The sequence below is a fragment of the Shewanella ulleungensis genome, from assembly GCF_014648315.1.
Classification (GTDB): domain Bacteria; phylum Pseudomonadota; class Gammaproteobacteria; order Enterobacterales; family Shewanellaceae; genus Shewanella; species Shewanella ulleungensis.
Genome location: NZ_BMQW01000008.1, coordinates 137,483 through 159,584, shown reverse-complemented (window position 1 = coordinate 159,584; position 22,102 = coordinate 137,483). Strand labels below are relative to the sequence as shown.

General features: G+C 42.8%; 18 protein-coding genes. 11 read left to right on the top strand and 7 right to left on the bottom strand.

Annotation, left to right across the window (positions count from 1 at the left end; all coding sequences use genetic code 11):
• Position 1 precedes the first annotated feature (1 nt).
• The 3 genes from cyoB to IEY40_RS15335 form a co-directional block, all read right to left on the bottom strand.
• The gene (gene cyoB, locus IEY40_RS15345; protein WP_188957673.1) at positions 2-1,981 is read right to left on the bottom strand and encodes a cytochrome o ubiquinol oxidase subunit I; all 1,980 of its coding nucleotides are present in this window, start codon (positions 1,979-1,981) and stop codon (positions 2-4) included.
• 2 nt (positions 1,982-1,983) lie between these two features.
• Entirely contained in the window at positions 1,984-2,979 is a 996-nt protein-coding gene (cyoA, locus tag IEY40_RS15340; protein WP_188957672.1) for a ubiquinol oxidase subunit II, read from the bottom strand.
• 172 nt (positions 2,980-3,151) lie between these two features.
• Positions 3,152-3,439, bottom strand: coding sequence for a hypothetical protein (locus IEY40_RS15335; RefSeq protein ID WP_229777131.1), 288 nt, complete (start codon positions 3,437-3,439; stop codon positions 3,152-3,154).
• Positions 3,440-4,204: 765 nt separating this feature from the next.
• On the opposite strand from IEY40_RS15335, the gene IEY40_RS15330 reads away from it, so the two are divergent.
• From IEY40_RS15330 to IEY40_RS15320, 3 genes are all read left to right on the top strand, one after another.
• A complete protein-coding gene (locus IEY40_RS15330) occupies positions 4,205-5,695 on the top strand; it encodes a SulP family inorganic anion transporter (RefSeq protein WP_188957671.1) in 1,491 nt (496 codons plus the stop codon).
• A gap of 31 nt (positions 5,696-5,726) precedes the next feature.
• The gene (locus IEY40_RS15325; protein ID WP_188957670.1) at positions 5,727-6,575 is read left to right on the top strand and encodes a universal stress protein; all 849 of its coding nucleotides are present in this window, start codon (positions 5,727-5,729) and stop codon (positions 6,573-6,575) included.
• Positions 6,576-7,195: 620 nt separating this feature from the next.
• Complete coding sequence (locus IEY40_RS15320) at positions 7,196-7,870, top strand: DUF2238 domain-containing protein (RefSeq protein ID WP_188957669.1); 675 nt, start codon at positions 7,196-7,198, stop codon at positions 7,868-7,870.
• A gap of 256 nt (positions 7,871-8,126) precedes the next feature.
• Here the strand turns inward: IEY40_RS15320 and IEY40_RS15315 are convergent, their stop codons facing one another.
• On the bottom strand, positions 8,127-9,011 hold the full coding sequence (locus tag IEY40_RS15315; RefSeq protein ID WP_229777130.1) for a DMT family transporter: 885 nt from the start codon (positions 9,009-9,011) through the stop codon (positions 8,127-8,129).
• 144 nt (positions 9,012-9,155) lie between these two features.
• Positions 9,156-9,635: a transcription elongation factor GreB gene (gene greB / locus IEY40_RS15310; protein ID WP_188957667.1), complete on the bottom strand. Its 480-nt coding sequence runs from the start codon at positions 9,633-9,635 to the stop codon at positions 9,156-9,158.
• A gap of 190 nt (positions 9,636-9,825) precedes the next feature.
• Between greB and IEY40_RS15305 the strand changes: the two genes are divergently transcribed.
• The 6 genes from IEY40_RS15305 to IEY40_RS15280 all read left to right on the top strand — a co-directional run bounded on the left by IEY40_RS15305 (position 9,826) and on the right by IEY40_RS15280 (position 19,082).
• Complete coding sequence (locus IEY40_RS15305) at positions 9,826-12,186, top strand: Tex family protein (RefSeq protein WP_188957664.1); 2,361 nt, start codon at positions 9,826-9,828, stop codon at positions 12,184-12,186.
• A 194-nt stretch (positions 12,187-12,380) separates the two neighbouring features.
• On the top strand, positions 12,381-14,048 hold the full coding sequence (locus IEY40_RS15300; protein WP_188957662.1) for a phosphoethanolamine transferase: 1,668 nt from the start codon (positions 12,381-12,383) through the stop codon (positions 14,046-14,048).
• 9 nt (positions 14,049-14,057) lie between these two features.
• Positions 14,058-14,468, top strand: coding sequence for a diacylglycerol kinase (locus tag IEY40_RS15295; RefSeq protein ID WP_188957661.1), 411 nt, complete (start codon positions 14,058-14,060; stop codon positions 14,466-14,468).
• Between the two features lie 83 nt (positions 14,469-14,551).
• Positions 14,552-15,229 (top strand): response regulator transcription factor, encoded by a 678-nt coding sequence (locus tag IEY40_RS15290; protein ID WP_188957659.1) that lies wholly within the window; start codon positions 14,552-14,554, stop codon positions 15,227-15,229.
• Positions 15,226-16,653 carry a sensor histidine kinase gene (locus IEY40_RS15285; RefSeq protein ID WP_188957657.1) on the top strand — a complete coding sequence of 476 codons (1,428 nt, stop codon included), beginning with the start codon at positions 15,226-15,228 and terminating at the stop codon, positions 16,651-16,653. The genes IEY40_RS15290 and IEY40_RS15285 overlap by 4 nt, the downstream gene beginning before the upstream one ends.
• Before the next feature lie 404 nt (positions 16,654-17,057).
• Entirely contained in the window at positions 17,058-19,082 is a 2,025-nt protein-coding gene (locus tag IEY40_RS15280; RefSeq protein ID WP_188957655.1) for an LTA synthase family protein, read from the top strand.
• Here IEY40_RS15280 and IEY40_RS15275 read toward each other — a convergent pair.
• Entirely contained in the window at positions 19,074-19,589 is a 516-nt protein-coding gene (locus IEY40_RS15275; RefSeq protein WP_188957653.1) for a hypothetical protein, read from the bottom strand. The genes IEY40_RS15280 and IEY40_RS15275 overlap by 9 nt on opposite strands.
• Before the next feature lie 64 nt (positions 19,590-19,653).
• The gene (gene bioH / locus IEY40_RS15270) at positions 19,654-20,445 is read right to left on the bottom strand and encodes a pimeloyl-ACP methyl ester esterase BioH (RefSeq protein WP_188957651.1); all 792 of its coding nucleotides are present in this window, start codon (positions 20,443-20,445) and stop codon (positions 19,654-19,656) included.
• 66 nt (positions 20,446-20,511) lie between these two features.
• Between bioH and IEY40_RS15265 the strand changes: the two genes are divergently transcribed.
• Positions 20,512-21,288 carry a ComF family protein gene (locus IEY40_RS15265; RefSeq protein WP_229777129.1) on the top strand — a complete coding sequence of 259 codons (777 nt, stop codon included), beginning with the start codon at positions 20,512-20,514 and terminating at the stop codon, positions 21,286-21,288.
• 229 nt (positions 21,289-21,517) lie between these two features.
• Entirely contained in the window at positions 21,518-22,096 is a 579-nt protein-coding gene (gene nfuA / locus IEY40_RS15260; RefSeq protein ID WP_160052014.1) for a Fe-S biogenesis protein NfuA, read from the top strand.
• Positions 22,097-22,102: the final 6 nt, after the last annotated feature.

The following is a 22,102-nucleotide window of genomic DNA, read 5'->3' as shown; positions in this document are numbered from 1 at the left end:
ATTAGCCCCTCACTACGTTATCTAGGTGTGCATGTTCAATGCGTGTGACTTCATCAGGTTGCACGTAGTAGTCGACATCGTTGTCGTAAGCGCGCACTAAAAACAGTACAAATGCACTGGCAAGTCCAGCAATAGCTAACCACCAAATATGCCAAATAGCGGCAAAACCAACAGCGGTTATACACGCCGCCATGAAAATACCGCTGGCAGTGTTTTTAGGCATGTGGATTGGTTGATAAGCTTGCTCACGTTGATACGCCTGGCCTTTTTCTTTCATATCGGTAAAGGCATCAATGTCTGTGACATGGGGTAATTTTGCGAAGTTATAAAACTGCGGCGGTGACGAGGTAGACCACTCTAAAGTATGGCCATTCCACGGGTCGCCAGTAGTATCTAAGTTTTGCTCACGGTCGCGAAAGCTCACATACAATTGAACAAACTGTAAAATGATGCCGGCTAAAATGATAAAGGCACCTACCGCAGCAAAGTAAATCCAGAAGTTCCATGCTGGATTGTCTGTGTGGTTAATACGACGTGTCATCCCTAGGAATCCAAGTACGTACAGCGGCATAAACGCCACGTAGAAACCCACCTGCCAACACCAGAATGACGCTTTACCTAAACGCTCATTTAAGTGGAAGCCCATCGCTTTAGGGAACCAAAACGCAAAGCCTGCCATGTACCCAAATACTGCGCCACCTAAAATGGTGTTATGGAAATGAGCAATCAAAAATAGGCTATTGTGTAATACGTAATCCGCCCCTGGTACCGCAAGTAATACGCCGGTCATGCCGCCAATGGTAAAGGTGACCATAAAGCCTAATGTCCACAATACCGGAACCGTAATGCGTAAACGACCACGGTAAATGGTAAATAACCAGTTAAACAGTTTTACCCCGGTCGGCACCGCAATTACCATAGTCATTACCCCAAAGAAGGCATTGACGTTGGCGCTTGAGCCCATGGTAAAAAAGTGGTGTAACCAAACAATAAAACCAAGGATAGAAATCGCGCCGCTGGCCCATACCATTGAGCTGTAGCCAAACAGGCGTTTTGAGGTAAAGGTTGAGATCACTTCTGAGAAAATACCAAATGCCGGTAAAATCAGAATATATACTTCAGGATGTCCCCAGGCCCAAAACAGGTTGATGTACATCATGGCGTTACCGCCACCATCATTAGTAAAGAAGTGGAAATCTAAGTAACGGTCTAGGGTTAATAGGCCTAACACCGCGGTTAAAATGGGGAACGAGGCGACAATTAATATATTGGCCCAGGTACAGGTCCAGGTAAAAATCGGCATTTGCATTAGCTTCATGCCTGGGGCGCGCATTTTTAATACCGTGGCAATAAAGTTAACCCCAGTTAAGGTTGTCCCTATGCCCGATATTTGCAAGGCCCAAATATAATAATCAACCCCCACTCCCGGGCTGTAAGCCAGCTCAGATAATGGTGGATATGCTACCCAACCCGTTTTAGCAAACTCACCGAGTCCAAGCGAAATATTAATTAACACCGCGCCAGATGTGGTGAGCCAAAAGCTTAAGTTGTTTAAAAACGGGAACGCCACATCGCGGGCACCAATTTGCAGCGGCAATATTAAGTTCATTAAACCAATCATAAATGGCATAGCCATAAAGATAATCATGATCACGCCATGGGCTGTGAAGATTTGGTCGTAATGTTCTGGTGGTAAATATCCAGCAGCGCCATTAGTGGCAAGCGCCTGTTGGGTTCGCATCATAATTGCGTCAGAGAAACCACGGATAAGCATTACTAATGCCAACAGAATGTACATAATACCAAGACGTTTGTGGTCAACCGACGTGAGCCAGTCGTGCCAAAGTACGCCCCATTTTTGATGCTTTGTAATGAGCGCAGCAATAACCAATCCAATCACGCCGACAACCGCAAGGGTCACCATAATAATGGGTTCGTGATACGGAATGGACTCGAGAGTTAATTTTCCAAAAAATGACATGATTACTCCGCCTCCCCAGAAACAGTCGATGACGGCTCTGTGGTTGAGTGTGTTGGGATTGAGTGTTCAGAATGTTGTGTAGCATCAATGTCTTTCATATGTTGCATGTGTTGATCGTGGTCCATATCTTCCATGCTGCCCATCGATTTCATGTTTGAGTTCGGGTCCATGTATTGCATTACTACGTAATTAAACATGCCTTTTTGCACTGAGCCGAAGTACTGCACAGGGTTGTTTTCGCTCTTTTTTGCCAGTAGCTTATATTGCGCAACATCCAAGGTTGTTTCTTGCTGTTTAATCATGGCGACCCATGCGTCAAAGTCTTCAGCTGTTGGGGTGGCGATGGCATTAAATTTCATACCTGCAAACCCAGCACCGCTGTAGTTAGCTGAAATACCTTTAAATGTGCCAGGTTCGTTGGCAATAAGGTGCAACTTAGTTGCCATGCCTGCCATTGAGTAAATTTGGCTGCCTAGCTGTGGGATGAAAAATGAGTTCATTGCCGTGTCTGAAGTGATTTTAAAGTTAACCGGTACATTGGCTGGGAAAGCCAATTCGTTAACTGACGCAATGCCTTGTTCTGGATAAATAAATAACCATTTCCAGTCGAGTGATACTACTTGCACGGTAATCGGTTTAGCGTGGTGGTCAAGCGGCTTGTAAGGGTCGAGTTTATGGGTTGAGTTCCACGTAATAACACCCAACACAATTACAATCACAACCGGAATGAGCCACACCACGATTTCGATGGTTTTTGAATGAGCCCATTTAGGCGCATAAATTTCGTGATCGCGTCCGTCACGGTATTTCCACGCAAAATAGAGCGTCATAAAAATAACCGGAATCACCACGATCAGCATCAATAATGTTGCCACAATGATGAGATGTTTCTCATCCATGCCGACTTGCCCTTTAGGGTCGAGCACGCCGCCTTCGCAGCCGGCTAGCATTAATGCGCCAACCGCCAGCATTGCTGTACTTAATTTTCGAATAAACAAAGGAAGATTCCTCTAACCTTAATAACTTACTACGCTGCCAGTGAGATACCTGTGACAGATTGAAAGCAACAGGTGGCATTCAGCAAGGCTCAAATGAGCAATCGCTGATCACGTTGATATAACATCAACGTGTTATGAATAACCTGTTGTCAGAGTTGAGCTAAAACGAAAATTAACGAGGAGGGGCGCGGCAGCCATGTGCCGTATAGTCTAACGATTTAGGAATAACAGGAGATAATGCACTTAGCGCATCGCTGAGTTCAAGCAGATTGCTAAATTTAGAATTGAGATGAAACAAGCGCCAAAATTGTTCAATAACCATAGGGTTAAGAATAATCAAGCTGAGCAATCCAGCGCCTACAAACTCAGCCAGTAGGCTGTCGGCTATAGCGATAAATTCACTAATATCAATAAAGTGACCAACCGAAATCGATAAGGCATCGGCTAAAGGTTGCAGCAATAGTAATCCGAAACACAAAGTTAAATGTGCTTTACTCAGTTTGGACAATCTTGCTATGCGACTTAGCTGCGTAACAAAATTTTGGCAAAGAGTTGGATTCAAAAAACGTTTCCGCCTGAGCGTAAAAGAATTGGTAGTCGCATTAAAACACTGCGAGTTGTTGTACGGCAGGAGAATAACAAGAAGCGGCTATTAATTGAAAGTAGTTAAGGTCAGTAAAACCGCGCAAAGATTAAATAAACCTGAAAAAGCACATAAATTAAGCTATTTATTTACAAATTTAACCAATTGTTCACTGTTTTTGGTCTTAATAAAGGTAGAATCGTGATCATTAGCACATTAAGCGCTCAAAAAACTGTGAGCTACTTAAAGGTAACTCCTGTCATCAACGCTTCGCTTGAGTATCAAGTCGAGCGCTAACGATATTGGTAACAAGGGTCACTAAATCAGGCGCTAAAGGCGAAATGTTGACTATTTTACTGACAGATTTTGACTTTCAACGGGCTGAACTATATTCTTTGTCGCTGCTTTGAGGTGCATCAGTGTATTCAAAGTAAAATCTTGCATGAACTAAGCCGCATTAGTTAAACCCTCCCTTATTGGATTGCTACAATCCATCTGTAGTGGCTGTTTTGCTTTACCCCATATTTAATAGCATCTCGTTGCATGACGGATCAACATCTTAGAAGCTGTAGGCGATATTTCAGTTTCGGATAAGCACGTACTATTGAAATAAATGACTGAATTTTAAACAGAGTGAATAACATGATACAAACCATGAAAAAAGAATGGTTCTCCAACATTCGCGGAGACCTATTAGCCGGTCTTGTGGTTGCGCTGGCGTTAATTCCAGAGGCGATTGCCTTTTCTATTATTGCAGGTGTAGACCCTAAAGTGGGGCTATATGCTTCGTTCTGTATTGCGGTAGTGATTGCATTTACCGGTGGCCGCCCAGGGATGATTTCTGCCGCAACGGGTGCAATGGCACTGTTAATGGTGACCTTAGTAAAAGAGCACGGCCTTGAGTACTTATTGGCTGCTACCTTATTAACCGGTGTATTCCAAATTGCAGCAGGCTACTTAAAGCTGGGTAACTTAATGCGCTTTGTGTCGCGCTCGGTGGTGACTGGCTTTGTGAATGCCTTAGCGATTTTAATCTTTATGGCGCAAGTGCCTGAGCTGATTGACGTGACCTGGCATGTGTACGCCATGACCGCTACAGGCCTTGGGATTATTTACTTATTCCCACTGATTCCGGTTATTGGTAAATCATTACCGTCACCGTTAGTGTGTATTGTTGGTTTAACCATTTTTGCAGTCTTTATGGGCATTGATGTGCGTACCGTAGGTGACATGGGCCAACTGCCCGACACTTTACCAATCTTCCTATGGCCAGAAGTGCCATTAACCCTTGAAACCCTCATGATCATCTTGCCATATTCAGCAGGCCTTGCGGTTGTTGGTTTGCTTGAATCAATGATGACAGCCACCATTGTGGATGATTTAACCGACACTCAAAGTGATAAAAACCGTGAGTGTAAAGGTCAAGGTATTGCCAACATTGGTGCAGGCTTAATGGGCGGCATGGCGGGTTGTGCCATGATTGGCCAATCGATTATCAACGTAAAATCGGGTGGTCGTGGGCGTTTATCAACGTTTGCAGCGGGTATGTTTTTGCTGATTTTAATCGTATTCCTCGGTGAATGGTTAAAGCTTATTCCTATGGCGGCATTAGTCGCGGTAATGATCATGGTGTCTATCGGTACTTTCTCTTGGGATTCAATCCGTAACCTCAAACATCACCCAATGTCGACAAACCTTGTGATGGTGGCCACGGTTGTGGTGGTTGTTGCTACCCATAACTTGGCGATTGGGGTATTTGTAGGGGTGTTATTGGCTTCATTATTTTTTGCCAATAAAGTGGGCCGATTCATGGTGGTTAAAAGTTCAGAGATTACCGCTGAAACTGGCCGTCATTATCAAATCGTTGGTCAGGTGTTTTTTGCCTCTGCCGACAAGTTCAGCCAATCATTTGATTTTAAAGAAGTGGTTGATAAAGTGACTATCGACTTATCATTAGCGCATTTTTGGGATATCACCGCAGTATCGGCACTCGATAAAGTGGTGATTAAATTCCGTCGTGATGGCACCGAGGTTGATTTAATTGGCCTAAATGAAGCTAGTGCGACCATCGTTGATAAATTTGGGGTGCACGATAAGCCTGAAGAAGTCGAAAAAATGATGTCTGGTCACTAACCTTGAGCAACACCACAAAAGGAGAACAATAATGACAAATGTGATTGCTTGTATCGACGGTTCAAAAGCCACCTTAGCGGTTTGTGATGCCAGCGTGTGGGCTGCGACTCAAATGACAGCCCCAGTGACCTTGTTACATGTATTAGATAAATCTGTGTATCCAACACAATTGAATTTATCTGGCAGCATTGGTTTAGGTACGCGTGAACACCTACTCGACGAAATGGTTGAGCTTGAAGGGCGCAGAAGCAAACTGGCACTCGAGCAAGGTAAATATATGCTCGAAGATGCTAAAACGCGGGTTTCTGACCAACAAGCGACAGTGTCAGTCGATACTTTACAACGCCACGGCGATTTAATTGAAACCTTGTTAGAACAAGAGCCCAATGCAAGGTTAGTGGTTATGGGACGTCAAGGTGAACAGCACCAAGACCAACCGATTGGTAGCCATATTGAGAGTGTTATCCGTACTATTAAGCAACCGATTTTAGTCGTAATGGCAGAGTTTACCGCGCCTGAGCGTTTTATCTTTGCTTACGACGCCAGTGCAACGGCTAAAAAAGCCCTTGCTCGTGTTGCAGCCAGTCCGTTGCTTAAAGGCCTAGCATGTCATTTAGTGATGGTATCAGACAATCAAACTCAAGCCAGTGCTGAGCTTGCTGCGGCAGCAGACACCTTAAGCAGTGCAGATTTTAACGTAAGCACTGCTGTGTGTCAGGGTGAAGTTCAAGCGGCGTTAGAAGCATACCAAATCGAGCATAATATCGATCTAATGGTTATGGGTGCTTACGGCCATTCGCGTATTCGCGAGTTTTTTGTCGGTAGCAACACCACCAGAATGATCAGCAAAAGCAAAATCCCATTATTACTATTACGTTAGTCATAATGGATTAGCTGACAGCTAAGAGCTGATAGCTAAAAAGCCACTCCGGCAGTGTATGTCGGAGTGGCTTTTTGTTTATGGTTTGGTTGCGGTTATTTTAGACCTACTAGCGCTACATCGTCGCACTTCGAAGACTCCAGAGCATGGACAAATGTTACTTTGACTCCATTCAATTCCATTCAATTTCACTAAATTCGACTTCATTAAACCTGTCTTCATAAAATTCGTCTTCCCGGCAATGTTTTTGAGCCGGGATCCAGGTGTTAGCTTTTGTTTTTGTTGCGGCCACAAGGTCGTGGCATTTCCCCACACTGAGGTAAAGAGTTAAGGTTTATTCTTGTTTACAATCAGAGATGATACGTCGTGTTAAATAAACCATTGGCCATTGAAATATTGCGGTATGGGTTTATTGTATAAAAATAAAGCGTATCATCAATAATGACGCAGTGATAAATTCAATCTGTGAGTCGTAGGTGTTTGTTGCTTATGGTTTTCTAGCAGTATTCATCCGTGACTATCGGTCATCAGATGTGTTTAATCGGTGATGTTGAGAGGCAAGCCTCAAGTAAGCCGTTACATGCCATAAAATATCTTTAATTCACAATGGCCAACATACTATGGAACATAAACGATATTTTTTATTGCTTTCAATCATTTTTATTATTGAATTTATTGTTATTTCTATCAATCCTTATAACAGAGCCGATTGGGCGCTTGAGAATGTATTAGTTGTTTTATCTGTCATCTTTGTGGTGTTTACCTATAAAAAATGCCCATTATCGCGACTTTCTTATAGCTTGAGATTTATCTTTATGAGCTTGCATGAAATCGGCTCATATTATACTTATTCCAATGTTCCCTATGATGAATTTCTACTGTCGTATTTTAACGTTAGCCTTAATGAATATATGGGCTGGAATCGCAATAATTTTGATCGATTGATTCATTTCGCATACGGTTTTTTACTGGCGTACCCAGTGAGAGATCTGTATTGCAAGATTGCTGCCGTGAAAGGCTTTTGGAGCTATTTCACGCCGTTAAACCTGATTATGTCGACATCGATGTTATATGAGTTAGTGGAGTGGGGCGCCGCAGAGGTATTTGGTGGCGAGCTTGGCATGGCGTATTTAGGTACCCAGGGTGATATTTGGGATGCGCATAAGGATATGGCACTCGCCAGCCTGGGTGGATTGTTAGCGATGGTGATAACGCTGCTTATCCATTCACGTATCCAAAAAGACTTTCGAGAACAATGGCGATTAAGCTTAACGGTAAACAATAAAGGATATTAAGCGAAGCAGAGGCAAGTTGAATTATTATGGTTGCTTAGGCCTTTTATGGCCGACGGCGACTAACGTCGTGGTGCTTCGCAGACTCCAGAGTTGGATAAATGTTACTCTGGTTCACTTCAACGTTATTAAATGCAACTTCATTAAACTCGTCGGGACGATGAGAAAGTAATTACAAGCTTTGTCAAAACGAGTCAGTCTCTGGCGTAGATGAAGCACCACTGCCTTCATATCCATAGTCCATATCTTACACGGCCCATTAAGCTTCACTATTCACCACTCTCGAAGTGACCTTTTTACGTGTTTGGTTGAGCGTGTAAACACCGCTGACCACCACGAGTAGGCTGCCGAGTAGCGTCATGGTGTCGGGTGTTTCACCGAATATGAATATACCCAACGCTAATGCAAATAATAAGCGGGTGTAGCGAAAGGGGGCGATGACCGACACGTCTCCAGCGCGCATGGCGATGGTAAGGGCATTGTAAGCTGCGACACCAAAAATAATTGCGCCGATGATTTGCAGTGATGCTGTGGTATTGAGTTGTGCGGGTTCATTTTGATATAGCTGGATGGCAATTCCTGCGGGGATTAATACAAAAAATCCGTATACCCCAAGTTGCATGTTCGATAACACAGGCGGCGCTGCGCGAGTGGCTAAATCGCGACCGGCAAAGCCTAATGTGGCGATGACTGCGAATAGTGAGTTAGCTTCGAACCCAGCAAGTCCCGGGCGGATAATCATTAATACTCCGATAAACCCCACCAGTACGGCAATCCATCGTTTAATCCCAACATGTTCACCAAACAATAATGCCGCGCCTATCATGGCAATCAACGGCGTGGCTTGTAATATTGCTGAGGCGCTAGAGAGTGGGGTGAGAGTGATGGCTAAAGCAAAGGTAAAGCGACCAGTCACTTCGCAGACTGCGCGAATTAAAATGGGCGCAGTGAGTATGGCAGGATGCAGTATCTTTTGACCTTTACGCCATGCGAGCAGCATAAAAACCAGCATGCCGCCGAGACCAAATAGCGCTAGGATTTGGCCTAAAGAGGTGGTTTGCGCTGCGGACTTAATCAGCATGTCTTCAATGGCAAAAGCGGCCATTGCAAGCACCATGTAGAGACTGCCTTTAGTATTATTCAAACTGACACCTATTTAGGAATGCAAAGCGATAAAAGTATCTTGATAAACGCAGTCATCTGGAATGATGTGTTAATGGTAAGTACTTAAAATTTTTTTAACCAACTGATAATTATCAGTTATCGGTTGGGGAACACTAAAGTACTTTTAGTCTTTGGTATAGGTAATTTTATTAATGTACCAGGTTTTATCGCCTTGAGGTGTGCTGACGACGGCTTCGTCATCGACTTCTTTTTTGAGAAGTGCGCGCGCCATTGGGGAGTCGATAGAGATGTAATCTTTGCGTTCGTCGTAGATTTCTTCTGGGCCGACAATTTTAAAGGTTTTGATGTCGCCAGCATCGTTTTCAATTTCAACCACGGCACCAAAAAAGACTTTGCCTTCTTGCTCTGGTGCGTAGTAAACAATTTTTAAGTCGGGCAGTAATTTGCGTAAATAGCGAACACGACGGTCTATTTGCCTTAATAAACGCTTGTTGAAGGTGTAATCGGCGTTTTCTGAGCGGTCTCCAAGACTGGCAGCCCAGGTTACAATTTTAGTGATTTCAGGGCGTTGTTCTTTCCACAAGTAATCGTGCTCAAGTCTGAGTTTGTTGTAACCTTCGAGGGTAATTAGCTTGGTTTTCACTTTTGCTACTCTTTTATCTGTGTATCATTTTTAAGACAGTATTTGCGTGAATCATATCATCAGTATGTAGGCTGTGCATTGTCTGTTCTTTGCTAAGGATCATAAAGCTTTTCGTACTAGCAGCGAATTAGTAGTCTTTATGGTATCTTTGGCATAATTTTATTTTAATCCATGCCGAATTCGAACAACTATGCATAATATTGCCCAGATTATCGCTCAAGAGCTTAACGTTCGTGAGCAACAGGTCACTGCGACCATAGCGCTTTTAGATGATGGTGCAACAGTACCGTTTGTGGCCCGCTACCGTAAAGAAGCCACCGGTGGCTTAGATGACACTCAGTTGCGTAATTTGTTTTCTCGCCTAGGTTATTTGCGTGAATTACATGATCGCCGCCAGGTGGTGTTGTCGAGTATTGAGGCACAGGGAAAGCTAACACCTGCATTGGCTCAAGCCATTAATGAAGCCGACAGTAAAACCCGCCTTGAAGATTTATATCTGCCTTATAAACCTAAGCGCCGTACTAAAGGTCAAATTGCAATTGAAGCGGGCATTGAACCATTGGTTGATGCCGTATTAGCTGACCGCACATTGGACATAGACAGTAAAGCTGAAGCGTTTTTAAATCCAGAAGCCGGTTTTGCCGATGCTAAAGCAGTATTAGACGGTGCACGTTATATATTAATGGAACGTTTTGCTGAAGATGCAGAGCTATTACGTAAAGTTCGCCAGCACTTAAGCCAGCAAGCGGTGCTTGAGAGCCGTATGGTGAAAGGTAAAGAAAAAGAAGGCGCTAAGTTCCGCGACTATTTTGAACACAATGAGCTAATGAGTAAAATCCCATCGCACCGCGCCTTAGCCATGCTGCGTGGTCGCAATGAAGGTGTACTCAGTTTATCGATGAATGCCGATCCTGACACAGAAGCTAGCCAAGGCAGCTATTGCGAAGTGATTATTAGCGATCATTTTAAGTTAGTGTTAACTGATTCTAGTGTGGATACCTGGTTAAAGACTGTAGTGACCTCAACATGGCGAATTAAAGTGGCCTTGCAAATGGAAACTGAGTTTATTTCTAAGATGCGCGAAAGTGCTGAAGAAGAAGCCATTAAAGTGTTTGCTCGCAATTTGGGTGATTTATTAATGGCGGCGCCAGCTGGTGCGAAAGCCACCATGGGCCTAGATCCTGGGATCCGTACAGGCGTTAAAGTAGCGATTGTTGATAACACTGGCAAGCTGGTCGCGCATACCACTATTTTTCCGCATGCACCGCAAAACTTATGGGATAAATCAATTCGTACCTTAAGTAACTTAGTGGCGATGCATAAGGTCGAGATTATTGCTATTGGTAATGGTACAGGCTCGCGTGAAACAGATAAATTAACTGGTGAGCTCATTGCAGCAGTAAAAGAATCGCAACCTAATTTAACTAAAGTTATTGTGAGCGAAGCGGGTGCATCTGTTTATTCAGCATCAGAGTTTGCCGCTAATGAATTTCCTGACTTAGATGTGTCTATTCGCGGTGCCGTATCGATTGCACGTCGTTTACAAGACCCTTTAGCCGAACTGGTTAAAATTGAACCTAAAGCGATTGGTGTCGGTCAATATCAGCATGATGTTAGCCAAAGTATGTTGTCACAGTCACTTGAAGCGGTCGTCGAAGACTGTGTAAACGGTGTGGGTGTGGATTTAAATATGGCGTCTGCGCCGTTATTGACTCAAGTAGCGGGGTTAAATAAAACCCTCGCGAAAAACATTGTTGATTACCGTGACGCCAATGGCCAGTTTACTAACCGTAAGCAAGTATTGAGTGTGCCGCGCGTTGGGCCAAAGGCATTTGAGCAAGCAGCAGGTTTTTTACGTATCCGCAATGGCGACAACCCGCTTGATGCATCATCGGTTCACCCTGAGGCTTACAGTTTAGTTGAAGCCATTGCCGCAGCGAAACAACATCCGGTTGCACAGCTTATTGGTAACACAGATTTATTGCGCGACATCAATGCCGCTGACTTTGTCACTGATACTTTTGGTGTGCCAACCATTAACGATATTTTGGCTGAGTTAGATAAGCCAGGTCGTGATCCGCGTGGTGAGTTTAAAACGGCTAACTTTAAAGACGGCGTTGAGGAGTTAAAAGACCTCAAGCTTGAAATGATTTTAGAAGGTGTGGTCACTAACGTGACTAACTTTGGTGCTTTTGTCGATGTGGGTGTGCATCAAGATGGTTTAGTGCATATTTCATCGTTAACCGACAAGTTTGTTAGCGACCCTCATACCGTGGTGAAAGCTGGCGATGTGGTGAAAGTGAAGGTGATGGAAGTGGACGTTGAGCGTCGCCGCATTGCCTTAAGTATGCGCCTTGATGAAAAGCCTACACCTGCCAAAATGGGCCAAGCAAAATCGGGTTCACAGAAGACTTCATTTAGTGGTAAACCTAATAGTGGTAAACCTAAGTCAGCAGTACCGCAAAAACAGGCTAATAAACCTGCAAAACCCGCTCAGAATGCAGCGATGGGTAATGCCTTTGCTGATGCCTTTGCCAAACTTAAGAAATAATTTGCCTATGCTTACACAAGATTGAGCTGAATTAAGCTATTGATTAATAAGCCCTTGCATTGCTATGCAGGGGCTTTTTTATTGCCTTAGAAAACTGAACTTCTACAGTCAGCAATAATTCAGTTTTTATTCAGTGGATCTTAAGTGTTTTAGTTGAATATCAGCGCCAGTTGAGTTTAACGCGAGTGGCAATTTTGAAATTATTAACCCAAACACTTTCACGCATTACCCCCAAAAGCATCAGTTATGAAGCGATGACGCTCATTATTGCGGTGTATTTTGGCCTGGTATTAAACTTCCCTATTATTCGTAAAATTTACCAATTATCGACAGAGGGCCATGTGCTATTTTCGCTCTCTCCAGCTATTTTGCTCAGTGGCTGCTTTATGGTTATTTTCAGTTTATTTACGTTTAGATTTGTGTTTAAGCCCGTTATGGTTGTGTTACTGCTGACCTCATCTGCGGCGATGTACGCGATGCTCAAGTACAACGTGATGATTGATTACAGCATGATTGAAAATATTTTTGAGACTAACTCTGGCGAGGCATACTCATACATTAATGCCTACTCAGTAGGTTATGTGTTGGTGTTTGGCGTATTGCCATCGATTTGGTTATTGAGCACGAATGTAACTGATCGCGCTTCGGTGGCTAAAACCGTATTTCGTCGCGTTGGCTTTGTGGTATTAGGTTTGGCCGTTATTGGTGCAATGATTGTGTTTTTTTACAAGGATTACGCATCAGTAGGTCGTAATAATAAGTACCTTAACAAGATGATTATTCCGGCACATATCTACAATACCGCTAAGTTTGTTAAGCAACGCTATTTTACAGAAAAACTGACCTTTAACCCTATCGGTGACGATGCGCAACTGGTGCCAACGGCCAATAACAAACCAACCTTAATGGTATTGGTGGTCGGCGAAACCGCACGTGCACAAAATATGGCTTATAACGGTTATCAGCGTAATACCAACCCATACACTGAAAACCTAGGTATTATCGCGCTACAAGATGTGTCGTCGTGTGGCACCGCTACGGCGCATTCACTGCCTTGTATGTTTTCAAATTTAACGCACAACACTTACAACCGTGAAACCGCCGATGCGCAAAATAATGTGCTTGATGTCATCAAAGCAGCAGGCGTTGAAGTGACCTGGTTTGACAATGATGGTGGCGACAAAGCGGTTGGCGCGCGGATTAACAAAATTGATATTTCACCTAGCGAAAACAACCCATTGTGTGATGGCTTAAGTTGCTACGACGAGATTTTAGTTGAAAAACTGAACCAAAAATTACAACAAGATGCTCTGGCTAGTACAACGTCGAGTAAAGGGTTAGCGAACCAATTGATTGCGTTACATACTATTGGCAGCCATGGGCCAACTTACTGGCAACGTTACCCTGCGGATAAAGCATCATTTACACCAGCATGTAGCCGCAGCGATATTGAAAATTGCAGTGACCAAGAGATCATCAACGTATACGACAATACCATTGCCTATACCGATTTTGTGTTGGCTCAAACCATTAAGGTACTCGAGCAATATCAAGATAAATATAACGTGGCATTAGTTTACCTTTCTGATCATGGTGAATCATTAGGTGAAAGCGGCATGTACTTACACGGCACGCCTTACAGCATTGCGCCTAGCCAGCAAACACATGTGCCTTGGTTTATGTGGTTGCCGCAAGATTATACCCAAGCAAAAGGTGTCGACCGTGAATGTATTGCCGAGCATGCCCAAACAGCAAGCTACTCACACGACAACTTGTTTCACAGCTTGCTAGGCCTCTATGGCGTAAATACCTCGGTGCGTGATGCTAAATTAGATATCACCAGCAACTGTAAATTGAATTAGGAACGCTCCATGACATCATCAAGCTCGGCAAATAAAGCTCAATCAACTGAATCGCCTAAAATAGTGGTTAAGCGCCAAGGGCTAATGCGCTTACTATATACCTGTAAACATACCTTTAACGGCTTAAAGTGGATGTGTCGTAACGAGGCGGCTTTTCAACAAGAGTTGATGCTGTTTGTGCCATTGACAGTGTTTGCATGTATGGCAAATATCACAGCACTACAAACTACTATGTTGGTTTTAGCGCTACTGTTTGTATTGTTTGCCGAACTGGTTAACACTGCTATAGAGGTCGTTGTCGATCGAATTGGCCTTGAGTTTCATACGTTATCAGGTTTGGCCAAGGACATCTCATCAGCGTTTGTGTTTGTGAGCATGCTGATGGCTGCGATTATTTGGTGGGCGGTTTTATGGCCATAAACTATTCGTAACGGCTGAACACCGATGTGCCAAAATAGTGGTTAGTTTCATGGATAAAGCATAAAAATGATAAAGGATGCTCAATGAAAGTGTTGTTAATTGAAGACTCTGAGGCACTTCGCCGTGGTATTCGGGTTGGGTTAGACCATTTGGGTTATACCGTTGATGAAACCGGTGACGGTTCTGAAGGCTTGAGCATGGCGCTCACCAATCAATATGACTTTATTATTTTGGATTTAATGCTGCCTAATGTCGATGGCATTAGCTTATTGAAAAGTATCCGTAAGCTAGGTAATCAAGCTAAGGTCATTATTTTATCGGCTAAATCTCAGGCGGAAGACCGCGTTAACGGATTATTGTCTGGCGCGGATGACTATTTAACCAAACCATTTTCGTTTGATGAGCTCCAGGCCCGATTAATTACCATGGGGCGCCGTGGTGAGTTAAATCAACAAGCAAAAACAATTAGCATCGCCGATTTTGTGCTTGATAGTAGCAATAAGTCTTTGCGGGTTAATGGTCATTTTATCGATCTGACTAAAAACGAATTTAAGATAGTGGAATACTTATTTAACAACCCTAAACAAGTGTTAAATCCTGAACAAATCAGCGAGGCAGTGGTGGGATCGTTTAATCACTTATCTAAAAATACGATTGAAGCGCATTTATCGTCGGTGCGTAAAAAAGCCAAAGCTGTAGGGGCAATGTTACCGATTAAAAATAAGCGTGGTTTTGGGTATTTTGTGGATGTTCAAGCATGAAGTCATTAACGACTAAACTAATGAACACCATGACCTACGTGGTGACAGCAATTTTAATTATTGTATTTTTGGCGATTGATATCAGTATCGATAATTGGGTTGATGTTGAGTTTGATAATGCACTCACTGATAAATCTAATTATTTAAAAACGTTAGTAAAAGTAACCCCTGAAGGTACTGAGTTTGATTTTGCGGGCGAATTTATGCCTGAATTTGGCACCTCAACTAAAGCCAGCTTTTTTCAACTATGGCAAGGTGATGCCGTATTTGAGCGTTCGGAGTCGTTGGGTCATTTTCCGGGTATTGATTTACTCAAAAAAGACATACCAATTAATAGTGCTGTTTTTGCTGACGTAGAATTACCCGACGGCCGTTCAGGGCGTGCAATGGTGTCATATTTTGAACCTCAAGTGCCAAATGCATTACGTAATGTGGTGGGGTACTCGGTTGAGCCAATGTGGTTAACCGTGGCAATTAGTTCTGAAGATTTAACTCAAATTTTGGTGATAATTGATTCCAGTTTAGCCATTGGTTTGTTACTGGTAATTGTGTTGATGCGCTGGGCGGTGGTCAAGGTGATATCTCGGGGTTTAGTGCCGTTAAATGAACTTAATAACGCATTAAAAAGTGTTGATGTCACCCAAAAATATATTCCGTTATCAACTGAGTCTGAGCGTTATCTTGAGATTGAACCGATACGTAATGAATTGAATAAGTTCGTTAAAATTAGCCAGCAATATTTGCAAACTGAAAAGCGGATCACCGCCGATATTGCCCATGAACTGAAAACACCCATTAGTGAGCTTATTAGTTTAAGTGAGATTTATATTCGCTACCCGGATGATCAGCGTATTGGTGATACTTATAAACAAGATGTGCTTAATATTAGTCTGCGGATGAAGACCATTGTGAGTAACTTATTACTGCTGCAGCAAGCTTCGTCTGAAAATATGCATCTGCATCGACAGCAGCTTGATGTTACCGATTTAGTCGATCGAATTATTGAAGCCTTAACATTTAAGTACAACACCATAACTGAGCGTATGCAGGTGGAAAATTATCTGCGTAATAGCAGTGTTTTGGTCGATGAGTTTTCATTACATCTTATTCTTACTAATTTATTTGATAACGCGTTGTATTACAGTCCACCAAAGTCGGTAATAACCGTTCGATTAAGCAGTGACGCTAACGGCGTAACCCTGAGTGTAGAAAATCAACTTCTAACCAGTTTAAAAACCGATGATTTAGAGCGCCTAACTCAACCGTTATTCCAGGCTGAACAGTCGCGTACTAATACCGAGCGTCATGGATTAGGCTTGGCGATTGTGGAAAATATCGCCAAGGTAAATGGTTTTGTATTTAGTTTTGGGTTAATGGCAGAAGACCGGATTAAGTTTACTGTTCACATTCCCAATGTAGATTAAGTCACTTATAGGCGCAAACCATGGTATTTAAAATAAAACCAGCCCCAGCTCAAATGTAAAATAAATGTTAATAAAACGGCCTTGAGAGTGAACTTTTTACCTAAACGTAAGTCTTAAGTTTAACTACTTTTGGTGCCAATTTTTTATGAGTATATCGTTAAAAAGGGTCACATTCTTTTTAGCAATTGAAATACATAAAAATATTGAAATTTACCCAGTAGACTTTTTTAACGATAAAAATGAACTTGTTTTGCCGTTAAAAATAAAGTTGTTGGTACTGTTAACGTTTTTGCCTTTTTAATAGTCGCTGATGAGATTTTCCTAATAACCATTGTTATTTAGGGTTAGCTTTTTGCGCACAAAATTTGGTTAAGAGCATAAAAAATAATAATAATGGAGTCTAAATGACGACTAGCTTCTCAGGTGTGGGTGTTAATCATAATCCACAAAAACAATACTTCTCACCCAGTTTATTCAAAGCCATTTTCGCTTTTAGCATTATTTCGCTTATCGTGATGAGTTTAAGCCGTATAGGTTTGTCGATATGGCAAGCCGAGCGTGTCACCGATGCGCAAGGTTGGGGTTATATTTTAAGCCAGGGGTTACGGGTTGATATTGCTTCTATCTGCTGGGTTTTTGGCATTGCAGCACTGGGTACTGTTATTTTTTCGGGTGAACATATTGTTGGCCGTGTCTGGTTAGTCATTTTACGTGTGTGGCTTACGCTCGGTTTATGGGTACTGGTATTTTTAGAAGTGTCTACGCCGTCTTTTATCGCCGAATATGGTTTTAGGCCAAACCGTTTATATGTTGAATATCTGATATATCCAAAAGAAGTCTTATCGATGTTATGGGCTGGGCGCAAAGCTGAGCTTATTTTATCTTCACTTATCACAATTGGTACGTTAGCTGGTGGTTGGTGGCTCGGTGGCCGTTTAACGCAACAAATTACATACCCAAAATGGTATTGGCGCCCTGTATTAACCATATTAGTCATAGTCGTGACTTTATTAGGCGCGCGTTCATCTTTAGGACACCGCCCGTTAAACCCTTCGTTAGTGGCGTTTTCCAATGACCCATTAGTCAATTCATTAGTGCTTAATTCATCGTTTTCATTAATGTTTGCAATTTCGCAAATGAATAACGAAGAAGATGCTTCAAAAGTGTATGGCAAACTATCTGCCGATAAAATTATTGATATTGTGCGCCGTGAAAGTGGCCGATCCATGAGTGCATTTACCTCAGCAGATATTCCATCATTGTCGTTTAATCAAGCCAGTTATAGTGGTAAACCTAAAAACTTGGTGATTATTTTACAAGAGAGTTTAGGGGCACGTTTTGTGGGAAGTTTAGGTGGGTTACCGTTAACACCCAATATCGATAAGTTGTCGCAGGAAGGCTGGTTTTTTGAAAACCTTTACGCCACAGGTACTCGCTCGGTGCGAGGGATTGAAGCGATTACTACTGGTTTTACACCAACACCAGCGCGAGCAGTGGTTAAGCTAGGTAAGAGTCAGACAGGCTTTTTTACGATTGCAGATTTATTAAAGCAACATGGTTATGAAACCCAATTTATTTATGGTGGTGAAAGTCATTTTGATAATATGCGCAGTTTCTTTTTAGGTAATGGTTTCACCAATATTGTTGATCAAGGTGATTATAAAAATCCTGCATTTATTGCGTCTTGGGGAGTGTCAGACGAAGACTTGTTATTCAGAGCTGATGAAGAGTTTTCGCGAATGCATAAACAAGGTAAACCTTTCTTTAGTTTAGTGTTTAGCTCAAGTAATCATGATCCATTTGAGTTCCCAGACAATCGGATTGAGCTTTATGAGCAACCACAATACACCATGCATAACGCAGTAAAATATGCCGATTATGCTGTGGGCGAGTTTTTCAAAAAAGCAAAAAAATCAGAGTATTGGAAAGACACAATATTTTTAGTTGTGGCAGATCATGACAGCCGTGTCAGTGGTTCAGACTTAGTGCCAGTTTCTCGCTTTAGGATCCCAGGGCTGATTTTAGGCGAAGGTATTGACGTTAAACGTGACTCACGGGTGACAAGCCAAATCGATATGGCACCCACATTATTGTCGCTGATGGGCGTGTCTGACAGTTATCCAATGTTAGGTCGAGATTTAACCCAGGTTCCAAGCGATTGGAAGGGGCGGGCGATGATGCAATATGACAAAAACTTTGGCTTATTAGAGGGTAACCAGGTCACTATTTTACAGCCAGAATTACCAGCAGAAAGCTTTACGTATGACTTTGCCAGTGAGCATTTAATCCCTAAAGAACTCGATAGTAAACAAGCTGAAACGGCTTTGGGTTGGGCGTTGTGGGGGAGTTTGGCGTACAACAAAATGCTATTTAAAACAGGAAGGAACACACTCGTTTCCGCTAAAAATGTAAAGAAAGTGTCACGCTAATATTTGTAATTGCGATTCGAGATTAGGCGCGGATTGTTGCTGATAAAATTGGCCAATCCGCATACCAAATTGCTGAGCGCTGGCGCTGGTCATGTTGTCAGTTTGGCGCGGTTTAGATTCCGTTTGGTTTTTTACTGGCGTTGACTGCGATTTTACTTGAATGTCTTTGCGTTGCAGCGCAGGTGTGTTGCTCGCAATTACGCGTAACGTTTGCTTTTGCTGCGCCTGTTGGCGAGTGGGTTGTTGCAATAACGCCTTAGGGTCGACAGATTGTTGGGTTAAGTTTTGTTGCTGACGTTGTGATTGGTCTTGCTGTTGTTTTTTTTCTGCCACAACGTATGTTGGTGCGCGTTCATTTTGTGGATTAAACGCGCGTTCTTCATGGCCTTTACTGGGTTCTTGCGGTGGAATAATCGGCGGTTTTTGTTGATTGTCCACTCGTGCAAGATCCGTCGCAACATTCGATGTTGCTAGCGGGACTTGCGGATAATGAGTGGTAATGATCATTATAGGTCGCTACGAGATTAAACCGTGGCTAAATTATAGCCAAAAAGTGAACATTGCTAAAGCGCTATTGCTGATATTTTATGATCCAAGGCAATAAGTGGTGCAAAAAATCATCTTGATGTGAAATAAACGGTGCATGTGAGGCTTTGTTTAGCAATATGTCGTTAATGTTTTCTGCTTGTGGCATTTGCTGAATAACTTTGCGAGGCACTAATCCATCGAGTTTGCCCCACATCCGAAACCAGGGTTGCGTTATTTGGCTCAGCCGCTCTCGTATATCCACTTCTTCCAACATGGTTAAACCCTGTGAGAGTGCCAGTCTACTTGGTAAGGGTTTACTGAGTACTAGTTGTTTTATTTGGTTAATATCGGCTTTTGCGTTATCGCTTCCCATGGCTTGAATCGCTAAAAAGCGTTCAACTGTACGTGGTAAATTACGATTAAGTTGTGCTGAAAATTGTGCTAATACTGCGGGTAAAATCCCCGGCCAAGCAGGCATGGTTATTGATTCGTCTCTAGCCATAAAGCACGGAGATGACGCAATAGTCACCAGTGTTGCGACCGAATCAGGGTAATCAATTGCTACCTTGCTGGCAATTAGCCCACCTAAAGACCAGCCAATCCAAATAGCGTGTTTAGGCAATTGCTGTGCGAGTGCTTGAGCCCATTGGTTGATATCACCATCAATATTGGGGCTTAAACCGAATCCCGGCAAATCAACATAATGCACTCTATACTGGTGTAATGCGTTTTTTAGTGGGCTGAATACGGCGTTATTAACCCCCCAACCATGCAGTAGGATTAAATCTGGCCCATGGGTGCCAACAGTATCGATATGCAGTGCAGGAAAGCTCACGTTAACCCCTCGTATTTGACTATTTAATGGAATGAATAGCCTATGTCTGTATTTAAACGAAACATAATGGATTTGCTAAAACACAGTAGGTCTGTTTATCAACATGCTCATGTGGCATTGCTTGGCAGTTTACCCAACCGTTGCCAGCTGTGCCAGCATCGAATTGAGCAGCTTGATTATCAGCAGTTATTTCCTAACCAGGTACTGACTGGAATTTGCCAGGTGTGCTTAGCCGCAAGCTTATACCAGCATGAAGTGTGTCTAGGCTGTGGGCGCGAAATACCACTGTTGCAAGCCTATTGTGGTAAATGCTTGAAACATACCCCTATGTTGATTATTGCGCCTTGCAGTTATCACCAGGGGTTAGGGCCATTGATTGCGGCAATTAAATATCAACAACAATGTGCACCCATTAACGCTATTGCCCAACAGCTTGCCACACGTATTAATCAATTAATTGAGCATAAACTCATTCGTGCGCCTCAAGTGCTAATTCCGGTTCCTTTACATCCAAATCGCTTGCGTCAACGTGGTTTTAATCAAGCTTGGTTGATTGCGGAGCGTCTAAGCAAGACACTTAATATTCCGTTAGATGACACCTGTTTAACCAGAGTGGTTGATACCGTACCCCAAGCCGATTTGTCGGGTAAGCAGCGCCGTGAAAATTGTCATAATGCGTTTAAGTTGAGCGGTAATGTTTCGTATCAGCGGGTTGCGTTAATCGACGATGTGGTCACAACTGGCACCACCGTAGATGAAATTGCGAGGTTATTTAGTCAGCAATTTATTTATGTACAAACTTGGTGTTTAGCTCGTGCGGAAGCTCCGGGGCTATTAGATTAAATCGATTTGAGTAATAACAATATTATTCTCTAACAAAAACAATCAACTATTTTAAAAGGTCGGGATAAACATGTTGGCTTGAACTCGGCTTTGAATGTTAAAAAACCTTGAGCTCGATCATTTTTTTAAGATCAAAGCGTGTCGAGACTACAAAGAAAATGCAACACAGAGTATCATGTGCCTAATTCTTACTAAATTACTCGGGTATACCCTGAGGGAGCAGGTTTTCATGATCACCATTTCCGATACAGCTCAGGCCCATTTCGTTAAATTATTGGCCGATCAGCCAGAAGGCACTCACATTCGTGTTTTCGTTATAAGTCCAGGCACAGCACAAGCTGAGTGTGGCGTGTCTTACTGCCCACCAGATGCGGTAGAAGCTGACGATGTTGAGTTACCATTTAATGGCTTTAGCGCCATGGTTGACGAAAAAAGCGCACCATTTTTAGATGATGCCAGCATCGATTTTGTAACAGATCAATTAGGTTCACAATTAACGTTAAAAGCACCCAACGCCAAAATGCGTAAAGTGTCTGGTGATGCACCATTAGTTGAACGTATTGAATATGTTATTCAGTCAGAAATTAACCCACAACTTGCCAGTCACGGCGGTAATATCATGTTGGTAGAAATTACTGAAGCCGGTGTTGCTGTATTGCAGTTTGGCGGTGGATGTAACGGTTGTTCACAAGTCGATATTACCTTAAAAGATGGTATTGAAAAGCAGTTATTAGATATGTTCCCTGGTGAATTAACCGGTGTGCGTGACGTAACAGATCACCAGCATGGCGAACATTCTTACGCTTAATACTTT